This window comes from Herbidospora cretacea (assembly GCF_001570605.1).
Classification (GTDB): Bacteria; Actinomycetota; Actinomycetes; order Streptosporangiales; family Streptosporangiaceae; genus Herbidospora; species Herbidospora cretacea.
In genome coordinates this window covers 1-12,059 of the sequence record NZ_BBXG01000007.1, presented here as the reverse complement: position 1 = coordinate 12,059, position 12,059 = coordinate 1, and the positions used below count along the sequence as shown (strand labels likewise).

Annotated in this window: 11 protein-coding genes; 5 read left to right on the top strand and 6 right to left on the bottom strand. The window is 62.9% G+C overall.

All coding sequences use genetic code 11. The features are described from left to right. Window positions 1-279: 279 nt before the first annotated feature. Together AW270_RS37710 and AW270_RS37705 are read right to left on the bottom strand one after the other, a co-directional pair. Entirely contained in the window at window positions 280-576 is a 297-nt protein-coding gene (locus AW270_RS37710) for a helix-turn-helix transcriptional regulator (RefSeq protein WP_082801556.1), read from the bottom strand. Beyond that, the gene (locus AW270_RS37705) at window positions 573-911 is read right to left on the bottom strand and encodes a type II toxin-antitoxin system RelE/ParE family toxin (protein ID WP_245674714.1); all 339 of its coding nucleotides are present in this window, start codon (window positions 909-911) and stop codon (window positions 573-575) included. Before AW270_RS37705 ends, AW270_RS37710 begins: the two co-directional genes overlap by 4 nt. A gap of 307 nt (window positions 912-1,218) precedes the next feature. Between AW270_RS37705 and AW270_RS14505 the strand changes: the two genes are divergently transcribed. Further along, window positions 1,219-2,727: a recombinase family protein gene (locus AW270_RS14505; protein WP_061294856.1), complete on the top strand. Its 1,509-nt coding sequence runs from the start codon at window positions 1,219-1,221 to the stop codon at window positions 2,725-2,727. Window positions 2,728-3,391: 664 nt separating this feature from the next. Continuing rightward, window positions 3,392-4,807 carry a replication initiator gene (locus AW270_RS14500; protein WP_218009226.1) on the top strand — a complete coding sequence of 472 codons (1,416 nt, stop codon included), beginning with the start codon at window positions 3,392-3,394 and terminating at the stop codon, window positions 4,805-4,807. Between the two features lie 338 nt (window positions 4,808-5,145). Here the strand turns inward: AW270_RS14500 and AW270_RS14495 are convergent, their stop codons facing one another. Both AW270_RS14495 and AW270_RS14490 read right to left on the bottom strand, forming a co-directional pair. Next, window positions 5,146-5,670, bottom strand: coding sequence for an Imm21 family immunity protein (locus AW270_RS14495; protein WP_063819226.1), 525 nt, complete (start codon window positions 5,668-5,670; stop codon window positions 5,146-5,148). A gap of 311 nt (window positions 5,671-5,981) precedes the next feature. After that, complete coding sequence (locus AW270_RS14490) at window positions 5,982-6,932, bottom strand: helix-turn-helix domain-containing protein (RefSeq protein ID WP_061294854.1); 951 nt, start codon at window positions 6,930-6,932, stop codon at window positions 5,982-5,984. Window positions 6,933-8,048: 1,116 nt separating this feature from the next. Between AW270_RS14490 and AW270_RS42115 the strand changes: the two genes are divergently transcribed. Together AW270_RS42115 and AW270_RS38695 are read left to right on the top strand one after the other, a co-directional pair. Continuing rightward, window positions 8,049-8,558: a DUF4365 domain-containing protein gene (locus AW270_RS42115; RefSeq protein ID WP_218009225.1), complete on the top strand. Its 510-nt coding sequence runs from the start codon at window positions 8,049-8,051 to the stop codon at window positions 8,556-8,558. After that, the gene (locus AW270_RS38695) at window positions 8,555-9,718 is read left to right on the top strand and encodes a hypothetical protein (protein WP_157521961.1); all 1,164 of its coding nucleotides are present in this window, start codon (window positions 8,555-8,557) and stop codon (window positions 9,716-9,718) included. Before AW270_RS42115 ends, AW270_RS38695 begins: the two co-directional genes overlap by 4 nt. Window positions 9,719-9,965: 247 nt before the next feature. Here the strand turns inward: AW270_RS38695 and msrA are convergent, their stop codons facing one another. Next, window positions 9,966-10,628: a peptide-methionine (S)-S-oxide reductase MsrA gene (gene msrA / locus AW270_RS14485; RefSeq protein WP_061294853.1), complete on the bottom strand. Its 663-nt coding sequence runs from the start codon at window positions 10,626-10,628 to the stop codon at window positions 9,966-9,968. 119 nt (window positions 10,629-10,747) lie between these two features. Between msrA and rarD the strand changes: the two genes are divergently transcribed. After that, window positions 10,748-11,647 (top strand): EamA family transporter RarD, encoded by a 900-nt coding sequence (gene rarD / locus AW270_RS14480; protein ID WP_061294852.1) that lies wholly within the window; start codon window positions 10,748-10,750, stop codon window positions 11,645-11,647. A 10-nt stretch (window positions 11,648-11,657) separates the two neighbouring features. On the opposite strand, the gene AW270_RS14475 is transcribed toward rarD, so the two are convergent. After that, on the bottom strand, window positions 11,658-12,059 hold a 402-nt coding region (locus AW270_RS14475), incomplete at its 5' end, for an integrase core domain-containing protein (protein ID WP_157521959.1).

The window sequence follows — 12,059 nt, the reverse complement described above, 5'->3', positions numbered from 1 at the left end:
TTCTGACAGGAGCGATCAAAAGGGATCCAGGCCATCGATCGAGAGCGCTACCCATCCAGCCCGCGCCAGGGGCGCCTCGAGTGGCGGATCAACGGTGACCGGACAACAGGACGGCTCACGCCCTGGAGTTGAGCGCGAGCCGTACAGCGAGATCTATAAAGCTACTCGTCGGTCGGGACCAGGCCCGTCTGGCAGGCGGCCCACCCGGACAGGTCGCCGAGCTTGACGTTGGTACCCACCGGTGCGCGATGGCTCGGCGGCACCAGCTCCCGAAGCGGGTCAAGCGGCCGGGGCTCGCGGACTGATCCGCACCTCAAGGTCGGCGTTCAATGCCCTCGCCAACCGCTCGAGTACCGGAAGGGTAGGAACCGTGCCGCCGGCTTCGAAGCGTGCCACAGCGGATTGCGTCATATCCGCAGCGGCGGCCAATTCCGCCTGACTCCACCCGTATCCTTCTCGCAACCGCCGTACGGCTTTCCCGAGCTCGAACGCCAGACGTGCCGCCTCATGAGCTTCACTCGCGCCAGGCTCGGCCAGCCGCCGCCGGAGCTCCTCCCACGTCGCGTCCTCACTCATGCCGGCTCCTCATCCACATCCACCGTGGGCGCCTGATCGACACAGCGCAGCAATGCCCGCCGAGCTCGATCCACTTCTCGATCTTCCCGCATCCGCGTCTTGTGGAAGACCGTCAGCAGGACGATCCGTCTGTGCGGGGCGATCCAATAGCTCACCCGCATTGATAGATCATCCAAGTGGAACCGCAGCTCGCGAAGCTTGCCGTCGAGTTGCCGCGTATACGGCTCTCCCAGTAGTGGGCCTTCAGCCGCCAGAAGGTCGATAGAAGGCCGCTTTCGCGAATGAGGCCACCGGCAACTTTTCGAGCCACTCGCGAACCTCAGGCTCCAGCTCAACCGTACCCCAGGTCATAGCGATGATGCTATATGGGTGGCTTGTTGGCCGTCTGGAGGTTGAAGACATGTCTGCACAGCGATCCTCGAACGAAAGAGACCCCCGAGCAGCCACTGCCGCCGGAGGTCTCACCCGAACCGCGAACTACTCCTCAGAAAAGGAACTGGTCAGCCCTGTGGGGCACCAGTTGGACGGGTCACCTGCGTTGACACCGGTCCCGCCGATCCCGCAGTACCCGCCCGGATTCTTGAACAAGTACTGCTGGTGGTAGTACTAGCCTCTCCGCAATAGTTCATGCGAGGGGGTTCCATGGATCAGATTCCGGTCGTCTCCTACGCTCGCATCTCCGCCGACGTCAGGCGGGATGAACACGGTGTTCAGGACCAGCACAAGCTCAACCGCGAGACTGCGGCCCGCCTCGGATGGACGGTCGTCCACGAGTTCACCGACAACGACAAGTCGGCAGCCAAGGCCGATGTGGTCCGCGACGACTTCGAGGCCATGCTGAAGGCCCTTCGTGTCGGTGAACTTCCCAACGGCACTGCGGTGCAGGGTGTCGTGATCGTTGCGGAAGACCGACTCGCCCGCCGACCGGGAGACTACGAACGCTTCGCCGAGGCGATCACCTACCAGGACGGCCGGGTGTTCGCTGACGCTCGCGGAGCGAAGGACCTCTACAACGAAGACGCCGAGAGCATGGGCCTCTTCGGTGCGGTGATCTCCAAGATGGAGGTCCGCAAGATGCAGCGGCGTATGCGCCGTTCCCATCGAACCCGTGCAGAGCAGGGATTGCCCGTCGGCGGTACGCGCCCCTTCGGATGGATGCCTGACCGGCTTGCCCTCGACCCCGACGAAGCTCCCCTCGTCCGGCAAGCGATCCTCGATCTGATCGCTGGACGGTCACTGCACTCGATCGCCATGCAGTGGCAGCGGGACGGAGTCATAACCTCGTTGGGCAACCCGTGGACATCGAGCTCTCTCAAGGTCACGGTTCTCAACCCCAGGGTCTGCGGCTGGCGGCAGATCAACAACGAGTTGGTTCGCGGGCCGGACGGTAACCCTGTCGTCGGCTCCTGGGAACCGATCGTGACGCCGGAACAGTGGATGGCGGTGAAGAGCCACTTCGACGCCAGGAAAGGGCACTACGTCTACCCTGACGGCCGCGTTGGACAAATCCTCCCGCAGGACTTCCGCGAACCGAACTACTTGCTCACCGGCACACTCCGCTGCGGCAGACCCAAGGCGGACGGTTCGCTGTGCAACACCTCGCTCCGTGTCTCTCACTCCAAGGACTGTGTGCAGCACATCTACTTGTGTCCCGCCAAGAGCGCCGGCGGCTGCGGCGGCCTGGGGCGTCGCGGCGACATGGTGGACCTCTACATCTCAGAGGCGGTGTTAGCCAAGCTCGAAGAGGTGCAGCTTTCCGCGTCGTCCGAACAGGCCACCTGGGCCAAGCAGGCCGAGTACGACGGCGCGAAGGAGCGCTTGGAAACGCTGCGTACCCAATGGGCCTTGGGCAACGTCAGCAACGAACTCTTCTTCCCGACCGCAGCCGACCTGGAGAAGCAGATCGCGCGACTGCGGACGGAGGCCCAAGGCTTCGCCGCGTCCGTGCAGCGGCAACGGAGCCGCTCCAACGCTGACGTGAGCGAGATCCGGCGACGCTGGTTCCTTGCTGAAGAGGACGGCGGGCTCCCACTGACGGTGAAACGGACCTACATCCGCGAGGCCCTCCACGCGGTGATCATTCACCCGTGCGGCGGCGGGCGAAAGAAGTTCAACCCCGATCTTCTTGAGCCCATCTGGCGAGAGGACTGATCCGCAGGACGTCCGAGGACGTCTTCGGGGAGCTACGGCCTTACTAACCGGCCACAGCTCCCTTTCTTTTCTCATAGGCAGCGGGACGTCTAGGAGCATCAGGGGACGCAGGGGGACGCCACGGAACGTCAGGGGAGATCCCCGCCTCACATCTCGTGACCTGCATCAACGCTCGCCGGAGTGGTACAAACGAAGCAACGCAAGAAGCCATCGTCTTCCCCACGGCACGGCACAGCGAGCATCTCGGCGAATCACTCAGGCGCATAAACGAGACCGGGCACAACACCACGAACTGATCACCGATGATCCGCCGGAGAGACCCGGCCCGGCGGTAGGTGTCCACCCAGAGAGCGCCATCCCCACTCTCGCCGCACTCCATTTCTGTTCTCGCTGCCGCTCATCATCGCCAAGAGCTGTCTTCGGGCTGCCTCGGCGTCGGTGATGCATGTCGCGACCCGCCCGGTACAGCGGTGGCTCCGCCCACGAGGAAAGGAGCCCACCTGAACTCTGATCCCGGTCCTGTGTCTGCTCGGGAGTGGGGCAGACGACAAGCCGCCCGTTCTCCACGCTGGTCCGAGAAGAAATGGCGACGGGTCGCCACCGTCCTGAGCGTCCGCATCACGAACGGCGTCGAGCGCGACGCCTCCTCGGGCGGGGATGCCACATGAACGACATGCCCTCTCTGCCCTTCGACGTACTGGCAGCCGTACGACGTGCAGCGATGCCCGACTTCTCCCGCTGGCGGCAGATGATCCATGCCACCGGCGGGTGCGCCCAGCCGATCCGCCTACACGGTGAGCGCTACACGGTCGACGTGCCCACCGGTGAGGTGATCCAGTCCTACCGGACGACTGACGAGCCGACCGGCTACCTGCTGACGGCGTGCGGCAACCGGCGTGCCTCCCGGTGCCGGGCCTGCTCGGAGGTGTATCGGGACGACACCTTCCATCTGATCATCTCTGGGTTGCAGGGCGGAAAGGGCGTGCCGGAAGAGGTCAGCGTGCATCCTCGGATGTTCGCTACCTTCACCGCGCCGTCATTCGGCTCGGTGCACGCTCGACGCGTACGCGACGGCAAGACCTTGCCGTGCCGTCCTCGACGGGATGATCCGCTCTGCGCTCACGGTCGGCCGGAAGGATGCCGGGTGCGTCATGGCGACGACGACTCCCGGCTCGGGCAGCCCATCTGCGTCGACTGCTACGACTACTCGGGCGCGGTGTTGTGGAACGCCCATGCCGGTGAGCTGTGGCGGCGCTTCACTCGTGACCTGCTCGCGGTGCTGGCTCGGCAACGCGGGGTGTCCCGGGCGGACCTGCGACGGCAGCTCCGGGTGTCCTACGCCAAGGTTGCCGAATACCAGGCGCGGGGCCTGGTCCACTTCCATGCCGTGATCCGTCTCGACGGCTCGAAAGGTCCCGGCGATCCTCCGCCTTCATGGGCGACCGTCCCCCTGCTGGAAGAGGCCATCCGGCGCACTGCCGAACAGGTGACCGTCACAGCCTCGACCGGAGTACCCCGTGACAACGGGCCGGATGTCGCGCTGAGGTGGGGCAAGCAACTCGACGTGCAACCGGTCTACCTCGGCGCGGAACTGGGTGGGATGTCTGACGGCCGGGTGGCGGCCTACATCGCCAAGTACGCCACCAAGGGCGCGGAGTCAGCCGGGACAGTAGACCGGCCGGTCAAAGAGCCCATCCAGATCGAAGATCTGAGGGTGAGCGAGCATGCCCGGAGGATGATCTACACCTGCTGGGCGCTCTCGATGATGCCGGGCTTTGATCATCTGCGACTCAAAGAGTGGTCACACATGCTCGGCTACCGGGGACACTTCTCGACCAAGTCACGCCACTTCTCCGTCACCCTCGGCGCGCTCCGCCAGGCCCGCGCCGACTACCGAGCCGAGTTCGCCCGCGCTGCTTCGGGGCTACTGCTGGATGACCGAGAAACAGTGACGGTGTCGCAGTGGCGGTATGCCGGGAGCGGGCTCAGCGAGGGCGAGCGCTTCTGGGCGGAGATCGCCCGACAACAGATCTCCACTGCTCGGCGCATCAAACGGGAGAACGAACGACAGAAGGGCTGAACAACTGCGGAGCGGAGCGGCCGGCGCCAATGCGAAGCACCCCGAAGGGCCGCAAAGCGGTTGGGGCCGGCGGCTGCGCGTCCCACCAGGCGGCGGCGTGTCGCTGAGGTCGGCGCGATCGTTCGGCAACGGCGGCCCGGCCGGTCGGTGGACGGCCCGCGCCGCGTCGTCCGGGACCGGCCCCCAGGCCGCAGCCCGGACGGCAGGCCGCGAAGGGCCGAGTACGGCGGTGCGGCACGCCGCCGCCCAGCCACCGGAAAGATCGAGAACTGATCTGTTAGACAGACTCGGATGCGCGAGTGACAAAGCGTGTGAAGCATGACTCTTGGAGGCACTTCTCAGGCAGGAAGGTCGCGGACAAGCTGCACAATGACCGTCCACACCCTCTCGGTTTGGATGTAAGCCGCGCGGGCGGAGTAGCGCCCGGCTGGAAGCTCTACACGGATATGCTCCTCGGTGGCGAGGTCCTCATAACCGAGTACAGAGTCGAAGAGAATCACCGGCCCTTGAATGTCCCAGGTCAGTTCCTCCTCCCATCGAGCTGAGCCGGCCATCTCAGTAGCGACGTGCAAAATTTGGGCTGGAGAGTCCGCGGCGATCCAACGGACGAAGAGGTTCAATCCGGCCAGAAATGTGGTGTCGGCGGGACCGTCACCGAGGACGAGGGCTTTGGCTGGTCCCACGTCGATGAGTCCTATGTAGCCGTTCACGTCGCAGGCCCGGCGGTAGTCTCCTTCATCGTCGGGGTGCTTCATCAGTTGTCCGCCATTCCAATGGCGGCAGGCTGATTCTGGAATGACGATGAGTGGCCCGCCCAGTGTCGATACCCATGGCGGACCTTCGCTGTCGGAATGCTCCACCATGATGAGCAGCCTATCGGTGAGGCCGAAACGTCCGTCTCGGACCGACAGCAGCGCGGGTTCGGCGCAGCACATATTGGTTCGCCGGTCTCCCGTCTGCCGTCGCCCACCCCTCCGGGGAGCGGGCCGGACGTGCGGGGTCAAGGCTCACGGCGTCTGTCGTGATCGTCGAGCTTGCCTTGACCTCGTGCGGCTGGTCTGCTGGCTTGCCCTGGGCGACGGCAGGCAGGGAGACCGGCCCCACCTCAGCCATCACTAGGGCTCGCGCTGATGAACCTCGATGCTCCCGGAGCCGGAGCCCCCTGCGGAGCGAATCAGAAGTCGAGCAGGCGGACGACGATGTCCTTGCTTGCCCATGGCTCAGGAGTTCCGTCCTCGGCAGCGAGCCGCTCCAACCAACGGATCTGGTCGACGAAGTAGTTGTACGCGGAGGTCTCCCCGCTGAACGTGATGACAGGCCCTTGAGTGCCGCGCTTTCCGTGCCCGTAGAGCATGACGCGGCAGACGTCATCGATCTCCTCGATGGCAAACGAGCAGGGGAAGTTGTACGTGAAGACCTTGAGGTTCGGGTGGACGAGCATCGACTGATGCAGTGGCCGGAGAATCTCCCGGATGTACCTCTCGGGGTCCTCCATCGCAGCCTCAGACGGCTCGATCCGGTAGCGGTCGCGGCGAGAGTCGCAGTAGGGATCCATCACGAAGATCTGGACCGGGACGAGTGCCGACTTCTCCTCGAAGATCGGGAGGATGCCATCTCGGCGGTAGAAGTTCCGGGTCAGACCGAACATGTTGATCCGCTGCCGGGCAGCCTGCACCCGAGAGATCAGATCCCCCTCGGAAGCCTGGCTCGTGTAGGAGTAGGCGTCGATGATGCCCACCCGCTCGATGTGGCCGACGTCCGCTGGGCTGTGATCGATCCCGAAACCGAGCTTGTCGGGACGGGTCCGGTAGAGACGGCAGAGGTATTCGATCCTCTCGTCGCTGGGCCGTCGTTCTCCGTGCTCCCATCGGCAGATGGACGCCTGGTCGATTCCAGGTGGCGCGAGGCCGGCGGACTGGTAGAGCTGATCGAGTCGCGCGCTGACTTCTCCGCGAGTCCATCCATTCGCGAATCGCCACGCTTCGAGGGGTAGCAGGTCAGGAACGGCGCGCACTATGCGATCCACCGTTTCTTCTGTCGCCAGGCCACGCCGGAGGGAGTCGTGCATGATCTCCCTCGCTTCACGCTCAATGGCGCGTCGGCGCCCCGCTGAGATCTTCGTCATTTCCGCCTCACGTCATAATGCTTGACGACTAACGGCAATCCCGGTTCCGGCCAATCACATTGAGCCAGTGTGACGCCTCAAGGCAATCTCAGAGGGAAGGCGCGAGCCCGTCAACCCCGGAGCAGATCATGCCTGATCAGGTGCACCACTTACGCGATGCAACTGCTTCCCAGAGGACGCTTGTCCCAGTTGAAAGGTGCTCACACGCAGCAGATGCGCCGATGGACGGGCAGTACATGGCGTTGCGGGCGATCCGTGAGCTGCTGACTCGCGCGGGCGTGTGCTGCTACCAGACGAGAACTGTGCGTTTGGTCTTGTTCCCGGGCTCGTCATCGCTGACAGCTCCGCTGGCCTGGGAGGCTCCCGAACTGGTGGCCTTCGACTCCAGGGGCGCAACATCGGCGACCGTCCACCTAGCCGAAGTGAGCGGACACTACATCGTCAGGGTCTGGGGAGGCGATGAAGGTTGTCAGGAAGTGACTGTCCCTTCGGTCGAGTTGGCCGCATCGCATGTACCGGGGTACCTGGATGCAGCGGGAGCCGGTGACCAACCGACTTCCAGGGGTCAACTGGAATCAGAAGGCACCGACCAGTGATCGTGCCGTATTCCGATCACGGGAGGGTCCCGGTGGGCGATGTGCACCAGCGACCCGATCTTGAGACCGTGCAACGGGTCTTGCAGGTCACGGGAAGTCTGGTGGCGTGGATGGTGCGCTCTCGTCTTGCAGTCGAATGCATGCGGCGGTCAGGCTCTCTGAGCCGAGCATGGGTAGACGAGGTGGCGGCAAGTGAGGGGCTAGCGGCAATGACCGATGCGGAGTGGACGGAGCTATCTGGACCTGGCCCTACGTGAGGGTCGTGTGGTCTGGAACTAAGGAAGTCGACCCAGCATCGACTGGTGCTTAACGATTTCAAGACCGGACAAGCGATCGCCAAGGTTATGGCCCGGTTTTGTAGAACTCCAGTGCAGCTTTGCTACGGGTCGATCCATACCCCATTGAGGGCATATCCCCATATCGCTCATATTTTCGACCAATCACGCCCGGACTCAACTAAAAACCGACTCCTGTAACGAAAAGGGCTTCCCGACTGAAGTCTTCTCGGGAGGGAGCTGGGTTGACAGAGGCGGCCAGTTGGCAGAAAGAGCAGCTGAGTAAAGCGTATATGCTCGCCGTTGCTACACAGGGTGGCTACACCATAGCGGAATGGAATGTAGACAAGGACGGCGTAGACGTTACATTGCGGTCGAATGGCCTAATGGTAGACATACAGCTCAAGTGCACCCATGGACCCCGCAAGTCTCGGGGTGATTTCACATTCGATCTCGACGTGAAGACCTACGACAAGCTCCGCGATCCCGACAGAAGCGCACCAGGCTACATGGCCCTGATGGTCGTTCCCCCAAAGCTAGACGCATGGATCCTGCATGAACCCGAACGGCTCCTAATTGCCTGCCATGCATATTGGGCGAAACTACAGGATGAACCATCACCAACTGGGACAACGACGACATCAGTGCGACTACCTCGCACACAGACCTTGACGACAGTCTCTCTCAAACATATGTTCGAGGTTGCGTTGCACCGGATTCGCTACGGAGTCGAAGAAGGTGAGGCGGTCACGTGATCACGGACATCGAGCCGCGCGTCGGCGTCAAAGAGATCACTACCTACCTAGGCCTTGAGGGCTGGACGCCTTCTATGGGCGGCAGCATCGCCGAGATATGGACGCACGAAGAACATTCGAGCGAAAATATTCTTATCCCCAAGATAGAAGCAGCATCCGATTTCCCAAAAAGAGTTCGCCTTCTATTGCGAGATCTGTCAAGGATAGAGCAGAGAGATCCGGACGAGATTAGCCGCGAGATCTCACTAGTCCACTATGACGTTACAAACCTGCGCGCACAGCATCCGCAACTAATAGATAACTCAATCCCCCTCACAGCGGGATACGATCTTTTTCAAGCGGCACGCAAGCTCGTCATCTCCTCGGCTGCTGCCACAATTCGCAGACAAGGTCACTTTGGCAAGTCCGTTCCACATCAGGCACGGGATCATGCTAGACATGTCCGCCTCGGCCATACACAACGAGGTTCTTACATTCTTCCGGTCATCAGCAGAGCCCTGCCGGCAGCAGCTGAAACACCAGCAGAGGACAACAGAATACATTTAGATATCAATGTCGAGGAGTCTCTATTCGACCGTCGAGTGATAAGCACCATGGCCAGCGCTTTGAAGACTTTGGAAGATATGGCGGTCACCGCCGATCGGATGCCTTCCGCCAGGACAGTTACCGAAGCTGTCGCAGAAGGAGTTTCACGAGAGATGTGTCAAGCGCTAGATGCAGTTATCTCTTCCGAGGCCGTGGCAGAGCTAGACGTAACCTTCGACTGGTCTCGATCGATGCGCCCTCCGGGCGCAAATATCAGGAACATCTCTTTTCCGAAGGAATCTGCGGTAATTGTAGAACGAATTGCCGAACAACTTAAAAGCGTACGGCAAGAGCGAGAGCACGTACTGTATGGCCTTATCACAGATTTGCATCACGAAGCAGAAGAAGGAGCACTAGGCGGCAGAGTAGGCATGGAGACCATACTCGATCACCGCCGTAGAGTCGTCTGGTTCGATTTAGATGAAGACACGTATCAACTTGCCGTACGATGCCATGGAAGCCGTAAACGGGTTATCGCCCGAGGTATTCTTCGGCTGGGAAATCCTCCAGTAATGACCGTGAGCTACTTTGCGCCCGATACCACGCTTATGGACTCAAACGTAACTGCCGAATGAGCTTCTTAGCTGGTTGCGCATAGAATCACGTCATATCCGCTGTTGCGGAGAGCAGTGCGTCGGGCGGCGCGAACCGCGACTGCCGGGAGAGCCAAAGCGCGGCCCGCGACCGCCCAGCGCGCGGCACGCCGCAGGCGGGCCGCCTTGACCTTGTAGAGAAACTCGTCGCCGAAAACACGTCTGGCCCAAGATCAGCTCCACTCACGGAGCCGACCAAGGGCCAGCCATTCAGCCTAAAGCCGCAGCTCTACGCCTCACCAGAAGTAAGACCGACAGGACAAGCGACACCCGTCCCGCCAATCCCACAGTACCCGTTAACGTTGCGGTGAAGGTACTGCTGGTGATAGTCCTCGGCGTAGTAGAACTCCGGCGCCGCCTTGACCTCGGTAGTGATCTCCCCGTACCCCGCCGAGGACAGCACCTCCTGGTAAGCAGCCCGCGAAGCCTCCGCCGACTTCTCCTGCGCCTCGGAGTGCGTGTAGATCGCCGACCGGTACTGCGTCCCGACGTCGTTCCCCTGCCGCATCCCCTGCGTCGGGTCGTGCGACTCCCAGAACACCTTCAGGAGTTCCTCGTAGGAGACCCGGGAAGGGTCGAAGACCACGCGCACGACCTCGGCGTGCCCCGTCAGCCCGGAACACGCCTCCTCGTACGTCGGGTTGGGCGTGTACCCGCCCTGGTAGCCCACAGCGGTCGACACGACCCCCGGGGTCTCCCAGAACTTGCGCTCCGCGCCCCAGAAGCATCCGAGCCCGAAGTCGGCGACCTCGGTCCCCTCTGGCCACGGCGGCGTCAGGGACGTCCCGAGGACGAGATGCTCCGAGGCCACCGGCATAGTGGTGGACCGCCCGGGCAGCGCGTCGGCCGCGCTCACCATGGAAGCCTTGTTCGTACCGAAGATCCAGCCCATGTCTACCTCCTGACCTCCTCAACCACGTCACCCGAGGCTTTGTTCCGTTAGAACCACTTAACCATCAAGCCAACATCACTTATTTGTAATAAACAAGGTCAGCAGTCAAACTAGGGTTCATGCCTGATTTGCGCCGTGGCGTCTGGTACGGCATCGCCGCCTACGCCCTCTGGGGTCTGTTTCCCCTCTACTGGCCCCTCCTGAAGCCCAGCGGCGCCGTCGAGATCCTCGCCCACCGCATGCTCTGGTCGCTCGCAGTGGTGGTCGTCATCCTGGTGATCACCAGGAACTGGTCGTGGATCAGGCGGATCTCCAAGCGGCAGCTGCTCCTGCTCTCCGCCGCCGGCGTGCTGGTGTCGACCAACTGGGGCGTCTACATCTACGCCGTCAACAGCGGCCACGTCGTGGAGAGCGCCCTCGGCTACTTCATCAACCCGCTGGTCAGCATCCTGTTCGGCGTCGTCATCCTGGGCGAGCGGCTGCGCAGGTGGCAGTGGGTCGCGGTGGGCCTGGGCACCACGGCGGTGGTCATCCTGACCCTCGGCTACGGGCAGCTGCCCTGGATCGCCCTGGTGCTGGCCTTCAGTTTCGGACTGTACGGCCTGGTCAAGAAGAAGGCCCAGGTCGGAGCGGCCGAGAGCCTCACGATCGAGACGCTGGTCATGCTCATCCCGGCCGGGATCTACCTGACCACCCTGGGCGGCGCCAACACCTTCGGCAACCACGGCGCGGGGCACGCCCTGCTGCTGATCAGCTCGGGCGTGGTGACGGCCGTGCCGCTGCTGTTCTTCGCCGCCTCCGTCGTCAGGGTGCCGCTGACGATCGTCGGGCCGCTCCAGTACATCGCGCCGGTCCTGCAGTTCCTGCTCGGCGTGCTGATCATCAAGGAGACCATGCCGCTGGAGCGCTGGCTCGGGTTCGGGGTGGTCTGGCTGGCCCTGGCCGTCTTCACGTGGGACAGCCTCCGGCACGGACTGGCCAGGAAGCCCGTACCGGAGCGGGAGCTGGCGAAGGTCTAGGTGTACTTGGTCATGAACTTGGTGACAGTCGGCTGATGGGCGGCTTGCCGCCGAGGGCTGAGTGGGGGCGGCTGGTGTTGTAGTACTCCAGCCAGGGGCCGAGGGCTTGGGTGCGGTGCTGGTTGCTGGCGTAAGGCTGGCGGTAGGCCCATTCGGTGGCCATGGTGCGGTTGAGGCGTTCGGCTTTGCCGTTGGTCCATGGGCAGTGCGGGCGGGTGAACTTCTGCCGTGCGCCCAGTGCGGTGCAGGCCTGCTGGAAGGCGTGGCTGATCCGGTAGTTCTTGGCGTTGTCGGTCATCACCCGCTGAATGCGGGTGATGCCCTGGCTGGCGAAGAAGGCCGCGGCCCGGGTGAGGAAGGCGGCGCAGGTGGTGCCTTTCTCGTCGGTCAGGACTTCGAGGTAGGCCAGGCG